Source organism: Mesorhizobium sp. 128a, assembly GCF_053848025.1.
This window is the reverse complement of record NZ_JBSPKY010000016.1, coordinates 115397-135779: the sequence shown is the minus strand read 5'-3', so window position 1 is coordinate 135779 and position 20383 is coordinate 115397. Positions and strand designations below refer to the sequence as shown.

General features: G+C 63.3%; 15 protein-coding genes. 11 read left to right on the top strand and 4 right to left on the bottom strand.

Annotation, left to right across the window (positions count from 1 at the left end; translation table 11 throughout):
- The first annotated feature begins 122 nt into the window (after positions 1-122).
- Complete coding sequence (locus ACWTU9_RS24550) at positions 123-2144, top strand: hydantoinase/oxoprolinase N-terminal domain-containing protein (protein ID WP_455860542.1); 2022 nt, start codon at positions 123-125, stop codon at positions 2142-2144.
- Between the two features lie 240 nt (positions 2145-2384).
- Positions 2385-4556 carry a malate synthase G gene (locus ACWTU9_RS24545; RefSeq protein WP_455860541.1) on the top strand — a complete coding sequence of 724 codons (2172 nt, stop codon included), beginning with the start codon at positions 2385-2387 and terminating at the stop codon, positions 4554-4556.
- A 30-nt stretch (positions 4557-4586) separates the two neighbouring features.
- On the opposite strand, the gene ACWTU9_RS24540 is transcribed toward ACWTU9_RS24545, so the two are convergent.
- The gene (locus tag ACWTU9_RS24540) at positions 4587-6119 is read right to left on the bottom strand and encodes a YifB family Mg chelatase-like AAA ATPase (protein WP_455860540.1); all 1533 of its coding nucleotides are present in this window, start codon (positions 6117-6119) and stop codon (positions 4587-4589) included.
- A 230-nt stretch (positions 6120-6349) separates the two neighbouring features.
- Between ACWTU9_RS24540 and ACWTU9_RS24535 the strand changes: the two genes are divergently transcribed.
- The gene (locus ACWTU9_RS24535; protein ID WP_455860539.1) at positions 6350-7909 is read left to right on the top strand and encodes an Ig-like domain-containing protein; all 1560 of its coding nucleotides are present in this window, start codon (positions 6350-6352) and stop codon (positions 7907-7909) included.
- A gap of 268 nt (positions 7910-8177) precedes the next feature.
- Here ACWTU9_RS24535 and ACWTU9_RS24530 read toward each other — a convergent pair whose 3' ends face one another.
- The gene (locus ACWTU9_RS24530; RefSeq protein WP_455860538.1) at positions 8178-9242 is read right to left on the bottom strand and encodes a glycosyltransferase; all 1065 of its coding nucleotides are present in this window, start codon (positions 9240-9242) and stop codon (positions 8178-8180) included.
- A gap of 186 nt (positions 9243-9428) precedes the next feature.
- Between ACWTU9_RS24530 and ACWTU9_RS24525 the strand changes: the two genes are divergently transcribed.
- Entirely contained in the window at positions 9429-10502 is a 1074-nt protein-coding gene (locus tag ACWTU9_RS24525) for a glycosyltransferase family 2 protein (RefSeq protein WP_454589523.1), read from the top strand.
- A gap of 85 nt (positions 10503-10587) precedes the next feature.
- On the opposite strand, the gene gshB is transcribed toward ACWTU9_RS24525, so the two are convergent.
- Positions 10588-11541 (bottom strand): glutathione synthase, encoded by a 954-nt coding sequence (gene gshB / locus ACWTU9_RS24520; RefSeq protein WP_455860537.1) that lies wholly within the window; start codon positions 11539-11541, stop codon positions 10588-10590.
- 270 nt (positions 11542-11811) lie between these two features.
- Here gshB and ACWTU9_RS24515 point away from each other — a divergent pair, with 270 nt between their 5' ends.
- From ACWTU9_RS24515 to ACWTU9_RS24505, 3 genes are all read left to right on the top strand, one after another.
- A complete protein-coding gene (locus tag ACWTU9_RS24515) occupies positions 11812-12405 on the top strand; it encodes an NAD(P)H-dependent oxidoreductase (RefSeq protein WP_455860536.1) in 594 nt (197 codons plus the stop codon).
- A 366-nt stretch (positions 12406-12771) separates the two neighbouring features.
- Positions 12772-14016 (top strand): glycosyltransferase family 2 protein, encoded by a 1245-nt coding sequence (locus ACWTU9_RS24510; RefSeq protein WP_455860535.1) that lies wholly within the window; start codon positions 12772-12774, stop codon positions 14014-14016.
- Positions 14013-14420 (top strand): GtrA family protein, encoded by a 408-nt coding sequence (locus ACWTU9_RS24505; protein WP_455860534.1) that lies wholly within the window; start codon positions 14013-14015, stop codon positions 14418-14420. Before ACWTU9_RS24510 ends, ACWTU9_RS24505 begins: the two co-directional genes overlap by 4 nt.
- A 24-nt stretch (positions 14421-14444) precedes the next feature.
- Here the strand turns inward: ACWTU9_RS24505 and ACWTU9_RS24500 are convergent, their stop codons facing one another.
- Positions 14445-15053 carry a class I SAM-dependent methyltransferase gene (locus tag ACWTU9_RS24500; protein ID WP_455860533.1) on the bottom strand — a complete coding sequence of 203 codons (609 nt, stop codon included), beginning with the start codon at positions 15051-15053 and terminating at the stop codon, positions 14445-14447.
- A 195-nt stretch (positions 15054-15248) separates the two neighbouring features.
- Here ACWTU9_RS24500 and ACWTU9_RS24495 point away from each other — a divergent pair, with 195 nt between their 5' ends.
- The 4 genes from ACWTU9_RS24495 (at position 15249) to ACWTU9_RS24480 (ending at position 20356) form a co-directional block, all read left to right on the top strand.
- A complete protein-coding gene (locus ACWTU9_RS24495; protein WP_455860532.1) occupies positions 15249-17033 on the top strand; it encodes a GtrA family protein in 1785 nt (594 codons plus the stop codon).
- Between the two features lie 100 nt (positions 17034-17133).
- The gene (locus ACWTU9_RS24490; protein WP_455860531.1) at positions 17134-18483 is read left to right on the top strand and encodes a putative bifunctional diguanylate cyclase/phosphodiesterase; all 1350 of its coding nucleotides are present in this window, start codon (positions 17134-17136) and stop codon (positions 18481-18483) included.
- A gap of 155 nt (positions 18484-18638) precedes the next feature.
- Entirely contained in the window at positions 18639-19406 is a 768-nt protein-coding gene (locus ACWTU9_RS24485) for an SDR family NAD(P)-dependent oxidoreductase (protein ID WP_454589531.1), read from the top strand.
- The gene (locus ACWTU9_RS24480) at positions 19403-20356 is read left to right on the top strand and encodes a 2-dehydro-3-deoxygalactonokinase (protein WP_455860530.1); all 954 of its coding nucleotides are present in this window, start codon (positions 19403-19405) and stop codon (positions 20354-20356) included. The genes ACWTU9_RS24485 and ACWTU9_RS24480 overlap by 4 nt, the downstream gene beginning before the upstream one ends.
- Positions 20357-20383: the final 27 nt, after the last annotated feature.

Below are 20383 nucleotides of genomic sequence, written 5' to 3'. Positions count from 1 at the left end.
CGTTACAAAGTTTGGCGGGCATGACTGGCGAGGAGGAGGGTCAAACTGGCCCACCTCTCCCGCCTTTATCCGCGGGGCCGTATCGGCTAAGGGCGGGGGAACAGAGTTCCGGACCGCCAGAAATGACCGCCAAGCCAAAACCCCTGTTCCTCGGTATCGACACCGGCGGCACCTATACCGATGCCGTGCTGTGGTCTGAACAAGGCGGGCCAAAAGGCACGGTGCTGGCCAAGGCCAAGGCGCTGACCACGCGGCACGACCTTGCCGTCGGCATTTCCGGCGCGGTCGACGCGGTGCTGGAAAAATCCGCTACCAACCCGGCCTCGATCAAACTCGTGTCGATGTCGACGACGCTCGCCACCAACGCGCTGGTCGAGGGTCAGGGCGGCCGCGTGGCGCTGATCATGATCGGGTTCACCGAGGCCGACCTTGCTCGCGATGGGCTGAAAACCGCGCTCGGCAGCGACCCGGTGGTGTTTTGCCCCGGCGGCCACGATGTCCACGGCAACGCGGCGAAGCTCGATCTGTCGGGATTGGAAGCGGCACTGCCCGAGCTTGGCGCTTCGGTGTCGGGCTTTGCCGTCTGCGCCTATTTCGCCACCCGCAACCCGGCGCATGAGCTTGCGGCGCGCAACCTCATCCGCGAAAAGACCGGCCTGCCGGTCACCGCCAGCCACGAATTGTCGGCCAAGCTCGGCGGCCCGCGCCGCGCGCTCACCACTTTGCTCAACGCCCGGCTGATCTCGATGATCGACCGGCTGGTGGCGGCGACCGAAGGCTTTCTCGAGGCGCGCAAGATCGCCGCACCCCTGATGGTGGTGCGTGGCGACGGCGCGCTGGTCTCCGCCGCCTTTGCCCGCCAGCGGCCGATCGAAACCATCCTGTCCGGCCCGGCCGCCAGCCTGGTCGGCGCCCGCCACATGACCGGGCTCGACAACGCCATGGTTTCCGACATTGGCGGCACCACCACTGACGTTGCGGTGCTCGATGGCGGTCGTCCCAGGCTCGACCCGGAAGGTGCGACCGTCGGCGGCTTCCGCACCATGGTCGAGGCCGTTGCCATGCGCACCTTCGGCCTTGGTGGCGATTCCGAAGTGGCGCTGGAAGATGGCGCGCTCAGCCCGAAAATCCTGCTCGGCCCGCGCCGCCTGGTGCCGCTGGCGCTGGCCGGCATGATGCATGGTATTGCCGTGACATCGGAGCTCGAACGCCAGCTCCGCGCGCCCAATCCCGGTCGCATGGATGGCCGCTTGGCGCTGCGCACCGGCGTGCCGGACAGGCTCGCCGCCGGCCTGACGGCGCCCGAGACCAAACTCTACGAGCAGATCAGTGCTGTCCCGCTCGCCATCGACAGGCTGCTGACGTCGAACGCCCAGAATGCCACGCTGAACCGGCTGGTCTCGCGCGGGCTGGTGCATATCTCGGGCTTTACGCCATCCGATGCCGCCCATGTGCTGGGCAAGCAGGCCAACTGGGATAAGGCTGCGGCCCGGTTGGGCGCCGAACTCTTCGCTCGCAAGCGCGACGGCCGCGGCCAGAACATCGCCGCCTCTCCCGAGGTGATTTCCGAACGCGTGCTGCTGACCCTGACGCGCTGGTCGGCCGAATACATTCTGGAAACCGCTTTCGCCGAGGACGGGCTGGACGGCGCCGCCACCGTCGCCCATGCGCTGGTGCAGCGCGCCGTCGATGCCCATCCCGGCATCGCGCGCCTGAGCGTCGCGCTCGACCGCCCGGTCATCGGCCTCGGCGCCTCGGCGCCTCTGCATTATGCCGGCTTGGCCGAACTGGTCGGCAATGAGTGCGTGGTGCCGGAAGATACCGACGTCGCCAACGCGCTGGGCGCCGTCGTCGGCCAGGTCCGCGTCTCGGCCGAGGCCCGCGTCAGCCAGCCCACGGAAGGCCTGTTTCGCCTGGCGTCGGGGCAGACTGTACGCGATTTCACCGACGAAACGAAGGCGATCGCTGCGGCTGAAGCCGATGTGCGGGCGATCGTTGCGGAGCGCGCAAAGGATGCCGGCACCGATAATGCGGAGATCGAGGTCGCCACCGAGTTCAAGGTTTCGACCGTGGAAAGCCAGCGCATGTTTATTGAAGCGCATGTGGTTGCGGTGGCTTCGGGACGCCCGAGGATTGCGGTTTAAGCGCCCTTTCCTTCTCCCCGTTCCACGGGGAGAAGGTGCCCGGAGGGCGGATGAGGGGCAGCGCCAACCGATCAGATTGGGAGGAACCGCTACTTTGCGAAACGCCGCGCGGCCCCTCATCCGGCTGCCGCCACCTTCTCCCCGTAGAACGGGGAGAAGGGAGCATTCACCCTAAGCTGAATTGACCCTTCCCCCCTGACATGCCAAAGGCCGCAAAGCCTTTCATCTGGAGAAGCCCTGATGACCGATCGCGTCGAGATCGCCGGATTGCGGATTGCCCGCGAACTCAATGACTTTGTCGCCGGGCAAGCGCTGCCGGGCACCGGCATAGCGGCGGACGCCTTCTGGAACGGCTTCTCTTCCATCGTCCACGATCTCGCGCCCAGGAACCGGGCACTGCTCGTCAAACGCGACGCCATGCAGGAGAAGCTCGACGCCTGGTACCGCGCCAATGGCGCGCCGATCGATATGGAAGCCTACAAAAGCTTCCTCAGGGAGATCGGCTATCTCGTGCCGGAAGGTCCGGCCTTCACCGTCTCGACCGACAATGTCGACCCCGAAATTGCCATCGTCGCCGGGCCGCAATTGGTGGTGCCGGTGATGAACGCGCGCTATGCGCTCAACGCCGCCAATGCGCGCTGGGGTTCGCTCTACGATGCGCTCTACGGCACCGACGCCATCGCCGAGGCCGGCGGCGCTGAAAAGGGCAAAAGCTTCAATCCCGTGCGCGGCGCCAAGGTCGTTGCCTGGGCAAAGAGCTTTCTCGACGACTCCGTGCCGCTCACCTCCGGCAAATGGGCGGGGGTGAACGGGCTTACAGTCCAGGGCAGCATTTTGCGGCTCAGCGCCGGCGCCGGCGGCACCACGCTGGCCAACCCGAAACAGTTTGCCGGCTATCGCGGCGAGCCCGCCAACCCGCAAGCCATCCTGCTGGTCCAGAACGGGCTGCACATCGAAATCCTGATCGACCGCGCCAACCAGATCGGCCGCACCGATCCGGCCGGCATTGCCGACGTCATCCTGGAATCGGCGCTGACCACCATCCAGGACTGTGAGGATTCGGTCGCCGCGGTTGATGCCGAAGACAAGGTCGTGGTCTACCGCAACTGGCTCGGCCTGATGAAGGGCGATCTTTCGGAAGAGATCAGCAAGGGCGGCAAGTCTTTTGTCCGCAAGCTCAACCCCGACCGCGCCTGGACGGCGCCCGATGGCGGCGCGCTCAGCCTGCCAGGGCGCTCGCTGATGCTGGTGCGCAATGTCGGCCACCTCATGACCAATCCGGCGATCCTCGACCGCGACGGCAACGAGGTGCCGGAAGGGATCATGGATGCGGCAATGACGGCGCTGATCGCGCTGCACGATGTCGGTACGAACGGACGGCGGATGAATTCCCGCGCCGGCTCGATGTATGTGGTCAAGCCGAAGATGCACGGGCCGGAGGAAGTCGCCTTCGCCGTCGAGATTTTCGACCGCGTCGAAGCGCTGCTCGGCATGGCCAAGAACACCATTAAGATGGGCATCATGGACGAGGAGCGGCGCACCACCGTCAACCTCAAGGAGGCGATCCGCGCGGCGAAGGAGCGCGTGGTGTTCATCAACACCGGCTTCCTCGACCGCACCGGCGACGAGATCCACACCTCGATGGAAGCCGGCCCGATGATCCGCAAGGGCGACATGAAGCAGGCCGCCTGGATTTCCGCCTACGAGGCGTGGAATGTCGATACGGGCTTGGAATGCGGGCTGGCCGGCCACGCCCAGATCGGCAAGGGCATGTGGGCGATGCCGGATCTGATGGCGGCGATGCTGGAACAGAAGATCGCGCATCCCAAGGCAGGCGCCAACACCGCCTGGGTGCCGTCGCCCACCGCGGCGACGTTGCACGCCACGCACTATCACAAGGTCGATGTCCACGCCGTCCAGGCGGCGCTGAAAAGCCGGCCGAAGGCGAAGCTCGACGACATTCTGTCCGTGCCGGTCGCGGTGCGGCCGAACTGGACGCCGGACGAAATCCAACGCGAGCTCGACAACAATGCGCAAGGCATTCTGGGCTATGTCGTGCGCTGGATCGACCAGGGCGTCGGCTGCTCGAAAGTGCCTGACATCAACGATGTCGGCCTGATGGAGGACCGCGCCACGCTGCGCATCTCCTCGCAGCACATCGCCAACTGGCTGCACCACAAGGTTTGCTCCGAGATTCAGGTGATGGATTCGCTGCGCCGCATGGCGGCGACCGTCGACCTGCAGAATGTCGGCGACCCGCTCTACTTCCCGATGGCCGCCGACTTCGACAGTTCCGTCGCCTTCCAGGCCGCCTGCGACCTGGTCTTCAAGGGCCGGGAGCAGCCGAATGGCTATACTGAGCCGGTGCTGCACGCGCGGCGGCTGGAGCTGAAGGCGAAGCAGGACCGCTGATCTCCGCCCTTGTGGGTGAGATCACCTAGACTAAGCCGCCTGCGCCACGCGCTCCGACATCATGCGATAGGAAATCGCTTCCGCCAGATGAATGCGGCCGACCGTTTCGCTGGCCTCGAGGTCGGCAAGCGTTCTCGCGACCTTCAGCACACGGTGATAGGCCCGCGCCGAAAAGCCGAGCTTCTCGCTGGCGTCCTTCAGCAGCGACAGGCCGGCGGCGTCCGGCACGGCAATGTCTTCGATGACGGCTGGCGAGCAATGCGCGTTGGTGGTGGCGAGGGTAGCGCCCAGCCGCTCGAAACGTTCGCGCTGGATGGTGCGGGCGCGGGCTACGCGCACCGCAACGGAAGCGCTCTTTTCCGCGCGGTCGGGCCGGATGAGGTCGGCGGCCGAGACCGCCGGCACTTCGATCCGGAGGTCGATGCGATCGAGCAGCGGGCCTGAGATGCGCGCCTGGTAGTCGGTGCGGCAGCGTTCGCCGCGCAGGCAGCGATAGCCGGGCTCGCCGGCCATGCCACAGCGGCACGGGTTCATCGCCGCCACCAGCTGGATGCGCGCCGGATAAGTAACGCGGTGGTTGGCGCGCGCGATCATGCAGTCGCCGGTCTCCAGCGGCTGGCGCAGCGCATCCAGCGTCTGCGGCGAAAACTCGGGGAATTCGTCGAGGAAGAGCACGCCGTGATGGGCGAGCGAGACCTCGCCCGGCCGCACCCGCAAGCCGCCGCCGACCATCGCCGCCATCGATGCCGAATGGTGCGGAGCGCGGAACGGCCGCCGGTCGGTCAGCTTGCCTTCGCCGAGCTCGCCGGCCACCGAGGCGATCATCGAGACTTCGAGCAATTCCTTCGGCGCCAGCGGCGGCAGGATAGACGGCAGCCTTTGCGCCAGCATCGATTTTCCTGAACCCGGAGGCCCGACCATCATTAGGTTGTGGCCGCCGGCTGCCGCCACCTCCAGCGCTCGCTTGGCACTCTCCTGGCCCTTGATGTCGCAGAGGTCGGGCAGGTCGCGCGCCGAGACATGGATGCCGGGTTCGGGCCGCGACAGCACCTGCGTGCCGCGAAAATGATTGGCGATGGCAATCAGGCTGCGCGGAGCCAATATGTCGAAATCCTTGCCCGCCCAGGCTGCTTCCGGCCCGCAGCCGAACGGGCAGATCAGCCCCTTTCCCTCGGCATTGGCGCCGATCGCAGCCGGCAGCGCGCCGGCGACCGCGGCAATGGTGCCGTCGAGCGACAATTCGCCGAGCACGACATAGCCGGCGAGCATGTCGCCCGGAATGGCGCCGAGTGCGGCCATCAGGCCAAGCGCGATCGGCAGATCGTAATGGCTGCCTTCCTTGGGCAAATCGGCAGGCGCAAGGTTGACGGTCACCTTCTTCGACGGCATCGACAGGCCCGACGCATGGAGTGCCGCCTGCACGCGCTCGCGGCTTTCGGCCACCGCCTTGTCGGCCAGGCCGACGATCTGCATGCCGACCTTGCCCGGCGCGATCATCACCTGAACATCGACCGGCACGGCCTCGATGCCCTGGAAAGCAACCGTGCGAACCCGCGCCACCATTTTGATCTGCCCCCAATACAGGCTCGCTCGGGCCATTGTGGATCAAGCCGCGCGCGACGTCGGCCCAAGACAACCATAGATTTCAGGCCAAGGCAAGAACATTACGGGAACATACGGTCCGCCGTGCTTCCGGCACCATAGATGCCGACGCCGGCCTCCCCCCGAGACAGAGTTAACCACACAGGCGGCGTGATTGGTGTCACTGATCCGACTCGCATACTATGGTATGGTTGGGATCGGGGGACATCCGCAGCGCGTTCAAGCGCAAAAGCGAGGACAACAGGATGCCGACCTTAAGCAATGGCAGTGTGCTCACTGTATGGGAAGAACCCGACAATCCCAACCCGAGCCCCGACGCGGTGCTTTTCAGCATCACGGAAACCGATGGCGACGTGATCGGACCGATAGGGGCAAAGCCGGATTTCCCGTTCGGCGGCATCGACGTGGCTTCGGTCGATGTCTTCGACGGCTTCTTCACCATCACCAGTTTCACCAATGAGGGCCGGACCGAGACCTGGACAACGGTAGAAACGCAGGTCTTCGACAATGAAGGCAATCTTCTCCGCACCCTGTCCGACCAGGCGGCCTATCTGTCTGCGCGGATCGTCTCGGTAAATGCCGACAGCCCCGACACCATCACCGTGACGTGGATCGGGGCGAACGAATATTTCGGCGGCGAAAACACCCAATACGGCCAGCACCAGATTATCCTGGACGGCGGCGCGCTTCAGCCCGACACCTTCGTCAATCATGCGCCAACGGCCGCCGATCTGGATGTCTCGGTTTCGCAGGGGCAGTCTCTCGACGACATCAAGTTCAGCGCAGCGGATGCCGACTACGATCTCTTGAGCTTTGTCGTGGTCGATGGGCCGGACCACGGCGCCCTTGAGCAGAGCACGCGGTTCGACGGCAATTACTATCCGTTCCACCAAGGTCACGTGGGCGCCAGCCTGCACCATCATGCCGACTTTCTGAACGGCAATCTGTTCGACTATACGCCCGAGGCCGGCTTCGTCGGCACCGACAGCTTTAAAGTTTACGCCACGGACGGCCAGGGCAACAGCAATGTGGTGACGATTACGGTCACGGTCACGCCACCGGACGAGTCCATCGCGCTGGACGACGCCACCAACACTGTGAGCTATGCAGGCAACGACAGTGCCGTGCTCGTCGCCGCGCTGGACGGCGGCGATCGCGTCACCGGAACCGCATTCAACGATACACTCGACGGCGGCGCAGGCCACGATCAGCTGTTCGGCGGCCCTGGTTCCGACACCCTGATCGGCGGTGCAGGCACGGATTGGCTGAAGGGCGGCGCCGGCAATGACGTCATAAGCGGCGGTGCGGGCACGGACGGCCTCCGCGGCGATGAAGGCGACGACAACCTCGACGGCGGCGCCGGTTCCGACGAGCTACGGGGCGGCGCTGGCGATGACATCCTCAATGGCGGTGCCGGCAGCGATCGGTTGGCCGGCGGCGAGGGCAGGGATGTCTTCGCGTTCGACACCTTTGGACTGGCGAACCGCGACTGGATCGAGGACTTCAATGCGCAAGATGATGTGATCCGGCTCGACAGCTCCGTATTTGTCGGGCTGCAGGCCGGCCCGCTTTTCGCTTCGGCCTTCGCGGTCGGTAGCAAAGCCATCGATGACAGCGACCACATCCTTTACAACGACGTGACCGGCGACCTGCTGTTCGATGTGGACGGGGTGGGTGGCGCGGCGGCCGTCCAGTTCGCCGCCGTCGACCCCGGCACCTTGCTCACCGCGGACGACTTCTTCATGGTCTAAACTCAATCAACTGGCGACCGCCAACGACCGAGATTGGTGGAAGACCGACGGTCCCAAATTCCGTCGAAACGGGTAGAATGGGCCACAGCTGACATTCGTGCCGCTTCTCCAGAGTGCGGGATATGCCCGACGATCGCATCGTAGCGTTCCGCGTAACCTTCATACGAAGCGATCGTCTGGCGGCTCTGCGCCAGCCGTGCTGGTTGCAGCCGCGTTGTGCCCGGTAGAGGGCGACGGAGTTCCTCCGGCAATCCGAGGCTGTTGCCGTCTAAGCGGTGACGAAGGCATCGACCGCACCTGAAAGGGATCGATCGATTGCGATTTGGGGTGGAAGCCACTCCATGACAGGATATCGGAAAGGCCAAGGCATGGCGATCCGGTGCAAAGAGCCGCTTTCCAGAAAAATCTCATTTACAAGGTCTATGAACCGCCCGCGGTCTCGTTCAATTCGTTTCAAAGTTTGCGAACGAATGTAATCCCGGGGAATTCGTTGCTCCTTCAGCGCTAAGACAGCCTCCGCGATGGATCGAGGATCGGGTGGAACTGTACGCGAATAGTCGTCATCCAGATAAAGGTCTCGGCCACCATGGTTCGGCGTCGTGACCACGGGAAGCCCCGCGAGAAGATATTCTGTGCTGGCGAACATTGGTCCCTCCACCTCAGAGAGACAAATTCCCACGGCTGCACGATTTAGATGCGTGTTCACCTGAGCCGGTGCCAATCGGACAGGCTTGCCGGTGCCGTCAAACTCGTTGATAAAGACGTGATGCGGCGCGAGCTCCCTGTGCCGATTTATTCTTGCTCTTTCCGACTCCATCCTAGAGGACCCGCTTGAATCTCGATAAAAGACAAATGCGCAACGCTGGATGCCAAGCGACAAGTCATGGCGCTTCCACGGAGCCAGTTGCGCATTGTAGATCGCATCAAATTCTACAGGGACGTCATCGAGAGGCCTGAATATGTGTTCGGAGGTTGTTGACGTCTTGTTGTGCAGGACGGCGGCCTCGCCGGACTGGTTCAACAGATCAGCCTCGGCCTGAGTGTTGGACAGGAAGATTAGCGAGTGATGGGGGTTCTTGAGTCTATGCAGAACGGCATAGGTCCGGATGGTTTTGACGCTAGCACTGTTTTCGATGGACCAAGTTGGCGAGATGAGAAACCAGGCGCGGTGGCTGGCTGGAAGGAAAGGCATATGACTTGCTAATCCGAGGGGCGTACCGGACATTCCCGAATAGGATATGAACGGATCGTCCGACAGCAAACTTGCCTGAAGAGCAGGTTGCGACTTCGCGGAAGGGTGCCCTTTTCTGAGGTTGTGGCCATGACGCAGCATGGCTCTGACAATCTCGAATTTGGTAGGAGGGCGATACCCGTGCTGTAGGGTCAACATGCGGCAATTGCGATCTTGAGTGCGGGAGAAAAACTCGCTTCGACAGAGAGAAATTTGGCAAAGAAAACATCGCCATTTGATCGACGGAATATCTCAGGCGATCAAATCTGGTGTACGGAGACGCGCCTCTTGAAAGAAAACATCGTCCCAAGCGGGGCTGGTTCTCACATCGCACTACCAACCGTATCCGTTTGCGTAGGCTGTTTCAATCAAGAGGCATTCATCGACACTGCGATCCGATCCGTAGCGGCGCAGACGTACACTGCGTTCGAGTGCGTGGTGGTCGATGATTTTTCGACCGACGGTTCCCGCCGAAGGATTGAAGAGTGTCTGTCCCAGCTTGGCGACAGTCGTTTCCGCTTTCTGCCCCGACTGCAAAATGGCGGGCAGTTGGCAACAATGATGACCGGGCTTGACGCGACAGCCGGACCTCTGATCTCCTTTCTTGACGGTGACGATGCATGGCATCCTGACTTCATAGAATGCCATGCGAGAGCGCATCTCAGCCACACCCGTATCGCGGCGATGTCAAGCTCCGATGAGGTGTTGATAGATACGGCCGGCAACCTGCTTGCGGGCGGTCATCCCGTATTCCACCTGAATGACCCGCGATCGATGCCGAAAATGAGCGGCTACCTGCATGTCGATACCGAAGCTGACCCAACATTATTATTTATTGATCGGGGTACCGTGGGTTGGTTTTGGTCAACCACATCGGGGATGATGTTTCGTCGAGCTCCGCTTGAAATCATGCGTCCATCTGATCCGGACGAAATAAGGATATGTGCCGATGGTTATGTGGCTCGTGCCGCCCATATGATCGGCGGAACCGTGAGGATTGGGCGGGCTCTTGGCAGTTATCGGCTTCACGGCGGCAATGGCTGGGCGGACGGGCGCGTCCTGGGTACCGGAGTAGGCCTCGGCAGGATGTCGCCTGATAATGAAATAGCGATACGGCGGGCACTGGCCAATCGTTGGTGCGAAGTGGCGCCGGGACTGGAGCATTTAATCTCCCGCCACTCAATGCGCAGGACCTTGGTCGACCTGATTGGACTGTCTGCGGCTTTTGCATTGCTGGAAAAGAACTCCGATGCGGGTTTTCTGCTGAAAGACTGGGCAACACCACAGCGAAAATTGCAGACCAGACTTATCGGTCTCCTTCCTCCGAAACTGAGGCCTCGGCGCTTCCGGGACAGAGTTTGATGTGATGAGCCGATTGCTCGGCAGTCTTACTCGATAAAGGGCATCTTTCGATGCTTCTCTGGAAAGTCCTCCGTAGCAACGCACACTACGCGCCCGACTTCCGCCGCTTTTCCTCCACCGCATCCCAGAACAGGCTGGCGATATCCGCGCCACCAAAGCGCTGCACTTCGCGCACACCGGTCGGCGACGTCACGTTGATCTCGGTCATGTAGTCGCCGATGACGTCGATGCCGACGAGGATGAAGCCACGTTCCTTCAGCGATGGCCCGATGCGGGCGCAGATCTCGCGCTCGCGTTCCGTCAGCTCGGTTTTTTCGGCGCGGCCGCCGACATGCATGTTGGAGCGCGAATCGTGGTCGGCCGGCACCCGGTTGATGGCGCCGACCGGCTCGCCGTCGATCAGGATGATGCGCTTGTCGCCCTTGCGCACGTCCGTCAGATAACGCTGGACGATATAGGGTTCGCGCGACAGCTGGGCGAACATTTCGAGCAGCGAGGCAAGGTTGCGGTCGTCCTCCTTGAGATGGAAGATGCCGGCGCCGCCATTGCCGTAGAGCGGCTTGACGATGATGTCGCCGAATTCCTTGCGGAAGGCGGCGACCTCCTGGGGGTCCTTGGTGATCAGCGTTTCCGGCATCAGGTCGGGAAATTCGGTGACGAAGATCTTTTCCGGGCTGTTGCGCACCCAGGCCGGGTCGTTGACCACCAACGTCTTGGGGTGGATGCGTTCAAGAATGTGCGTGGTGGTGATGTAGTTCATGTCGAAGGGCGGGTCCTGGCGCAGCAGGATCACGTCCATTTCCGACAGGTCGGTGCGCACCTTGTCGCCCAGCGTGTAATGGCTGCCCTTCTCGTCGCGGAGCTTCATCTCCTCGATGCGGGCAAACACCTTGCCGCCCAGCATCGACAGCCGGTCGGGCGTGTAGTGGAACAATTGGTGGCCGCGCCGCTGTGCTTCCAGAGACAGCGCAAACGACGTGTCGCCGGCGATCGAGACGGTGGAGACATGGTCCATCTGGACGGCGATTTTCAGCTTCATGGCGGTCTCCGGCGCGATTGGAGCGAGTTCGGGTCGATGCGTCGACGAGAGCGATATACGGAACTCGGCGCCGTCTGCCAATCACGCTTGCTTGGCTCAGGCTTAATGCGTGTCGTCAGCGGCAAGTCGGCCGGGGCGGCTCAGCTGATCGCGGAGGGATCGTCGGTGACCTTCGGACTCGGCAGGTGCCGACGCTCATCAGTTCGACTCTCAGCCAATTTCCTTTGCGTGAGTATTGGCTAATATATACTTGCGCCGGGGGAGCCATGAATGAAAATCAATGTCGTCTACGCACATCCACTCGCCGACAGCTACCAGGCATCGCTTCACAAACGTGTCGTGCGGACACTCAAAGCCAGGGGCGACGAGGTCATCGACTTCGACCTCTACGAAATGAAGTTCAATCCGGTGATGCAACCAGAAGAGCGTGGCCACTTTGATCCTTCTAAAATACCGACGGATTTGCGGGTCTACATCGAAGCCTTGCAATGGGCCGAGGCGTGCGTGTTCTGCTTTCCAACATGGTGGTCGGGCATGCCCGCCATGCTGAAGGGCTATTTCGATCGCGTTTGGCGTCCCGGTGTCGCGTATCACGTGCCGGCGGACGGCGGCGTCATCAGACCGGCACTTCTGGTGGTATACGGAAATGTATATGCAAAATCCTGGAAGGAAGGTGCTGCTGCGTGGCCTGAAGACCATGTGTGGAGGCAACGTGAAGCATCTGTACATGACGAGATATTCCGTCGAGGGGATATCCAACGAAAAGCGGGAGATGTTCGCGCGCAAGGTGGAGCGGAAATTCGAGAGATTTTGACGAGCCGAGGCTGCGCCGTGGTCTTGGACAAGAGGCAAGTGGAAGCCTGAACAAGGAGGGCCGGGCAGGAGAGCTGGAAACCAATGCCGAATTCGGCAGGCGGCGCGACTTTGCCTTCGGCCACCCTTTGCGCCGGTCTGGCGTCAGATACGATCCTTGCAGGACGTGAGAGCGGCAACATCGTCGGGTTCTCCGTAGGCTGACACGATCGAGGTGGCGCGGTTTATGCGCCCGGCGGCGACATCCGGCCAATCGCGACATTCTGAGAGGGATCAGCCCGCCGCCGGATCGGTCCCGTTCGGATCATTTGGAGACAAGGCGAGGCAGCGCGTCATCGTTTTCTTAAGCCTTGCCGTGCAAGGGTAAGTGCCGCTTCGCCCGGCCACGCCACGCCGCGCCTCGATGGAACAACGACCATGAACGCCGTCACCGCCATCCGCACCGCCTCGGCCAAAGCGCTCGAACTCACCATCCTGATGCCGTGCCTCAATGAGGCCGAGACGCTGGCCGTCTGCATCGGCAAGGCAAAGGCATTTCTCGACAAGGCGAAAATCTCCGGCGAGGTGCTGATCGCCGACAATGGCAGCAGCGACGGCTCGCAGGACATCGCCACCGCCATCGGCGCCCGCGTCGTGCCGGTGGCGCAGAAGGGTTATGGCGCCGCCCTGCTCGGCGGCATCGCCGCCGCCAAGGGCCGTTTCATCATCATGGGCGATGCCGACGACAGCTATGATTTCGGCGCGCTCGAGGCCTTCGTCGCCCGCCTGCGCGACGGCGCCGACCTGGTCATGGGAAACCGCTTCCAGGGTGGCATCGAGCCCAGCGCCATGCCGCCGCTGCACCGCTATCTCGGCAACCCGGTGCTGAGCTTTGTCGGCCGGCTGTTCTTCCGCATCAAGACCGGGGATTTCCATTGCGGCTTGCGCGGTTTCAATGCCGAGAGCATACGCAAGCTCGACCTGCAGACCACCGGCATGGAATTCGCCTCGGAGATGGTGGTGCGCGGCGCGCTTGCCGGCCTGCGCATCGAGGAAGTGCCGACCACGCTGAAGCCCGACGGCCGCAGCCGGCCGCCGCACCTGCGGACCTGGCGCGACGGCTGGCGGCATCTGAAATTCCTGCTGGTCTACAATCCGCGCTGGATGTTCTTCATCCCGGGCACGCTATTGTGCGGCGTCGGCGCACTATTTGCCGCGCTGCTGGTGTTCGGGCCGCTGCGCGTGATCGACAATCTGTCGCTCGACCTCAACACCTTCGTCGCCGCCTGCTTCATGATCGTCACCGGCGTCCAGCTCCTCACCTTCGGCGCCATTTCACGCTACTATGCCGAGATCACCGGCATCCTGCCGCCAAGCCGCCGGTCCGGCTGGCTGGCCAAAACCATCAGCACCGACCGTCTCGCCGCCAATGCCGGCATCTGCTTTGCCGGCGGCGTATTGTTTTCCGGCTACGCCGTGGCGCGCTGGGCGCATCTAGGCTTTGGCCCGCTCAACGATTCCGAAATCCCGCGCATCGTCGTGCTCGGCCTCAGCCTGATCGTGATTTCGTTCCAGGCCTTCTTCTCGGCGTTTCTTCTCGGCGTCCTGGAGATACCGGTAAAACGACTGAAAGCAGGCCAGCCCAGCCGATCGGATGACGCCCTGGCGCCGGCGGAAGAATGAACGGGTTTGCGCGAAAATTCGCCGCCATACGGCTTATCCGGTTCGCCGTGGTCGGCATTGGCGCGGCGCTTCTGTTCTTCGTGCTGTCGTGGGCCCTGGTTTCGGCCGGCTTGCCGCCATTTGTCGGGAGCGTCATCGCCTATGGGCTGGCGTTCGTGGTGGCGTATTCGGCACAGCGCGGCTGGACGTTCGAGGGACAGCACGCCCATGGCCGTGCGTTGCCACGCTATCTCGTCACGCAGTTGGTCTGCGCAGTGTTTGCCGGTCTGTCGGCCCATGTCGCGGTGTCGATATTTTCCGCCTCACCGCTGGTGATGTCAGCCATCATAACGGTCGCCGCCGGCGCAGCCAGCTACGTGCTTTCATCGGTCTGGGTGTTTCGCGACGATCAAAGAGCCGCGTGAAGGCGCCCGGCCGCAGCCGCGGCTCTACCGAAGCGATGCGACGAAGTGCAGTCCCCTGTCAAACAGCAGGTTCGCCGGAAACGGATACAGCGACAGGTTCTCGCGCCATGCCCGGGCTTTGAGCCCGACCTGATCGAAAATCGCGTCCCATTCCCGTCTGGACAGATAGTTGTAGGGCAGCCGCACGTCGTGCCCCTTGTTTCCCACCCAGTCCATGAACCTGAGTGTGCTATAGGCGAAGGGTCCATCACGCAGATGGTCCTTGATGACAACGCCTTTGCGGGCGACCCTTGCGGCTTCAGCGACAAGTCGGCTGGGATCGTCCGTGTGGTGGAGGACGTCGACTATGGTCACCCAGTCGAACGACCCGGAAGCAGCCGGGATCGTAGTGCCGTCGAAAATCTCTACGGGGATGGCTGTTTGCGGTCGCAGAAAAACATCGATCCCGCGAAACGTCAGTCCGGGTTTCCTGTCCATCACCGCCTTGGCGAGCGAGCCATCGCCGCAGCCGAGATCGAGAACAGTGCCGTCGACGCCCAGCATGTCGCTGATATGTTCGGAAAGGACCCGGATGCGGCGTTGAAACACTGCCCGATTATGGGCTGCGTTCAGGATCTTCTTTTCGACAGCCATAACACTCATGCCAGGATCCAGGTCCGAGTTGCCTACTCATATTTGTTCCGGGAACGTATCTGTGAATGGCAAACAAAGCGTTTCGCAACCTCTGACAAGGGCGGTTTAAGGTTTGCGCAGTGAGTTGGCGCTAGGTTTCCTCTTGCGAAAGAGAGCAACCAAAGGCCGCGCCCCGTGACTTCTGTCGATGCTGTGATGCCCATCAAGGCCCGCCCATCATGGCGCAATGACCTCGCGCTTGCGCTCATCGCCGCGCTGCTGTCGGTTGTCGTCAGCGCGTGCACCGGATTCCGCGAACTGACCAATGCCGGCGGCGACAATGACAGTCTGCTGCGTCTGGTCGAGGTTCGCGACTTGCTGGCCGGACAGGGCTGGTTCGATCTGCATCAGTACAGGATGGGGCTTGAAGGCGGCTTCGTGATGCACTGGTCGCGGCTGGTCGATGCGCCGCTCGCCGCCATCGTCCTTGCCGCTCACGCGCTGACCGGCAGTATGGCCATGGCCGAGGCCATCGCGCAGGTGCTGTGGCCGGCGCTGCTGTTCTTCCTGGCCGTGTTCTTCACCGCCCGCGCGGCCCGCGGTTTCGCTGGCCCGGGCGCCCTACTGCCGGCGATCGTCGTTGGTGGGGCGGCGCTGCATTTCATTGGCATCTTTTCGCCGGGTGCGCTCGATCATCACAATGTCCAGCTGACGCTGACCATGGCCAGCCTCAGCCTGTTGCTCGAGGCGCCGGCGCGCCGTTGGGCGGCGTTGTTTTCGGGCCTATGCGCGGCGCTGACGCTCGCCGTCGGCATGGAAACCGTGCCCTATGTCGCCACCATCGGCGTGTGCATCTCCTTGCTGTTTGTCGTCAACCCGGGGGGCGAGGCAGGGATCGCCAGGGATTTCGGTCTCGGATTCGCCGGGGTTTCAGCGCTCGTCTTCGTCACCACCATCCCGCCATCGGCCTGGGGGCAGGCGCAATGCGATGCCTTCTCCACCGTGCAATTCGTGGTGGCGGCGATCGCTGGACTGGGCCTTGCTGCCATCACCTCGTTCAAAGCATCCAGCGGCACCGTCAGCCGTCGCCTGATTTCGCTCGGTCTTCTTGCGCTGGGGCTCGGCGGCGTTGTCGTTGCGCTGTTCCCGCAATGCCTGGCCGCGCCCTATGCGAACGTTGATCCGCGTTTCAAGGAGTTCCTGCTCGACCACATCGACGAAGCGCAGTCGATGTTTAACCTCATGGGCAACGAGCCGGCCTCGGTGGCGGCGCGATACGCCACGCCGCTGGTGGCGCTCGTGCTGATGGCGCTTCGCCTGCGCGGGTCATGGCGCCGCCAGGACAGCCTCGTTGGCGCCTTGCTGGTCGCCGCCTTCATCGTCAGCGCCTGGCAGGTCCGCGGTTCGACCTTCTCGATCGCCTTTGCCGTCATCCCGCTGTCGGCCTGGATCGCAACCTGGCGCGAGCGGGCGAGAATCACCCCCTCGCGCAGCGTGTCGCTGCGCATGGCCGCAGCCTGGCTGGTGTCGGTGAATGTCGTCTGGACCGCCGCCGCCGCCGCGACCTCGGCAGCCTTGGAGGCCAAGGTCACCGCTGCGGCCAAGGACGCCGACGCCGATGCGCCTTGCGAGCGCAAGGCTTCCTTCGACGCCTTATCCAGGCTGCCGGACACCACGGTGCTCGCCATTTCCAATCTTGGCTCGCCCATCCTGGCCTATTCCGGACACCGCGCGTTTTCCGGTCCCTATCATCGCAACATCGCCGGCTACTTGCTTGCGCTCGATGCTTTTCTCGGATCGGCGGACCAGGCGAAGACAATCGTGGCGGAGCACGATGTCGGCCTGGTTGCGCTCTGCCGCGGCAGCGCGGAAACCAAGATGCTCACCGCCAAGGCACCGCAAGGCTTCCTCGCCGGGCTGGTGCGCGACAGCGTGCCGGACTGGCTCGAACCCATCGCCGAAACGCGCGGAAACCCGGTCGAACTCTACCGCGTCCGCTAAAGCATCATTCGCCAGCGAAAAATCGATTTCGCGATACGGTTCCTAAACGCTTTGCTGCCAGTCTCAGCGCAAATTTCGGACGTCAAAAACAGGGATACCGATGCAAACGACGTTTGGCACCGGGCAGGCAAGCAGGGAAAACACGGATCTGGCGTTCACCGACACGCTGACCGGGCTTGGCAACCATCGCCGCTTCTTCGACAAGGTCGACCGCCTGATCAGCGACCGCGCCGACGATCCCGCGCCTTTCACCGTCGGCATTCTCGACCTCGACGGCTTCAAGCCGATCAACGATCTGTTCGGCCACAAGGCCGGCGACGACATATTGATCCAGGTGGCCATGCGGCTGCGCGCCTCGATGGACAGCCATTCCACGGTCTGCCGCATCGGCGCCGACGAATTCGCCTTCCTCTATCCGATGGTGTTCTCGGAGGAAGCCGCGGCCGAGAAGGCGCGCATGATGATCGAAATCCTTTCGGCGCCCTACGATGTCGGCGAACGCACCGCCAGGCTCTCGGCCTCGGTCGGCTGCTCGTTGTTCTATTCCGGCGACGAAACCACGGAAATCCTCGTCCACAAGGCCGAAACAGCCCTCTACCACGCCAAGCGTTCGGGCCGCGGCCGCGTCGTCGTCTACACACGCGAGATGGAAGAGGCGGCCAAGCGCGTCACCCGCATCGAACAGGCGCTGCGCCGTGCCGTCTCGGCCGGCGAGGTCGAGCCGCATTTCCAGCCCATCGTCGATTTGAACACCCGCCGTACCATCGGCTTCGAGACGCTGGCGCGCTGGACCGATCGCGACCTCGGCGTCGTCCCGCCGACCGTGTTCATTCCCATCGCCGAAGAGCGCGGCATCATCGGTCCGCTGTCGCAGCTGGTGCTGCGCAAGGCGACCGAAGCGGCGCGCAGCTGGCCGAAGGACCTGTTCCTGTCCTTCAACCTGTCGCCCTCGCAGCTCGTCGACCAGAACACCGGCCTGCACATACTGTCGATCCTCGACCGCACCGGCTTCGATCCGCGCCGGCTGGAGATCGAGATCACCGAAACCGGCCTGATGAACGATCCGGCATCGGCCGAGAAGATCGTCGAGGATCTGCGCCGTGTCGGCATCCGCGTCTCGCTCGACGATTTCGGCACCGGTCAGTCCTCGCTCGGCCGCCTGCGCGAATTCCATTTCGACAAGCTCAAGATCGACCGCGCCTTCGTGTCTTCCATCCTTGACGACCGTCCGTCGGAACACATCATCCGCGCCATTCTCGCAATGTGCGAAGGGCTCGGCATGGATGTCGTCGCCGAGGGCATCGAGGAGGAGGCCCAGGCCGACCGCCTCGTCCAGTTCGGTTGCGCCGGCGGGCAAGGCTATCTCTTCGGCAAGCCGGTCGATGCCGACGCCACGCTCGGCTATCTCCGCGATTCCTATCGCGGCGCCCTCTACGCCAAGGCGATCTGAGCGGCGGTCTGCCGCAATCTCCAATCCGGGGATGACAGCGCAGTGTGGCGCCTTGTCGTTTTGTCTGACATAAGCCCGCAGACCCGACGTTTCACCCTTGCCCGCCGAACTTCTCTGGCTAGGATGCGCGCCGGTTGTGGTCGGAGAAAAAAGATATGATGCCATCGGCGGATTTTGCCGACCTCAGGGGCGCCTCGGTGCTGATCACCGGCGGCGGTTCCGGAATTGGTGCGGCATTGACCGAGGGTTTCGTTCGCCAGGGCGCCAATGTCGCCTTCATCGACATCGCCGATGGCCCAAGCGCGATGCTTGCCGACCGCGTCGAACAGGAACTTGGCCGGCGGCCGCTCTACCTCAGGACCGATCTGCGCGATGTCGAGGCGCTGCGTGCCTCCGCTGCCAAGGCGGCTGAGGCGCATGGCGACATCACCGTGCTGGTCAACAATGCCGCCTGGGACGAACGCCACGATGTCGCTGACGTCACCGTTGAGTTCTGGGACAACAACCTCGCCGTCAATCTGCGACCGCATTTCTTCACTGCCCAGGCGGTGGCGCCGGGCATGAAGCGGGCCGGCGGCGGCTCGATCATCAACTTCACCTCGACCTCCTATCTCATCAACCACCCCGATATGCCGGCCTACACCACCGCCAAGGCCGGCATACTCGGTCTGACCAAGGGGCTTGCCGGCAAGCTCGGCGTCGACGGCATCCGCGTGAACGCGATTGCGCCGGGCTGGGTGATCACCGAACGGCAGAAGGAACTCTGGGTCACCGAACAGGGCCTTGCCGCCCATGTCGCCAAGCAGTGCATCAAGCAGGTCATGCAGCCCGACGATATTGTCGGCACCGTGCTGTTCCTGGCCTCGGATGCCTCACGTATGCTGACGGCGCAAATGCTGATCGTTGATGGGGGGTTCCTGTGAGCCCGGCAAGCCAAAGTCCGGCCAACAAGGCGCCGGCCGTCGCCGCCGTCGACTGGGGCACGACCCGCATGCGGGTCTGGCTGATCGACGATGCCGGTGGGGTGCTTGCCGAACGCCGCGGTGATGACGGCCTGATCACCGCGCAGCAAAAGGGCTTTTCAACCATCCTCGAGGGCCACCTGGGGGCACTGGGCGCGCCGCAGGGGCTGCCGGTCATCATCTGCGGCATGGCCGGCTCGCGCCAGGGCTGGGTGGAGGCGCCTTACGTCACTGTGCCGGCGCCCATCGGCGCCATCCTCGCGGGCGCCGCGCGCATCCCTGGCCAGAGCCGCGACATCCGCATCGTGCCCGGCCTTGCGCAGCGACTGGCCGACGCGCCGGACGTGATGCGCGGCGAGGAAACGCAGCTTGCCGGCGCCGGTTTGCCGGCTAAGGGACGCCATCTCGTCTGCATGCCCGGCACCCACTCGAAATGGGTTCTGGTCGAGGATGGCGCGGTCGATGGTTTCTGCACCTGGCCGACCGGCGAGCTGTTTTCGGTGCTGGCCGCACATTCGATCCTGCGCCACTCGCTGGGCGAGAACCCGAAGCCGGTCGCGGCGGACAATCCGTTCTTCCAGGACTGGTGCCGCGAGGCGCTGGCCGAGGGCGGTGATGTCACCTCGCGGCTGTTTTCGATCCGCGCCGCCGGCCTGCTGCAGGACCTCAAGGCGGACGATGCCGCCGCCTGCCTGTCCGGGCTGCTGATCGGGGGCGAGATCGCCTCGGCCGGCCGCCGTTACGGCGAAAGCGCCACCGCAATCGTGCTGGTCGCCTCCGGTTCGCTTGCGGCTCTCTATCGGCAGGCGCTCGACCTTGCGGGACTTGCCGTCAGGACGGTCGATGCCGACGAGGCGGTGCGTGCCGGCCTCATCGAGGCGGCACGCGAAAATGGCATGATCGCCAAATGAATATGACCCACCAGAGTGGAGTGACCG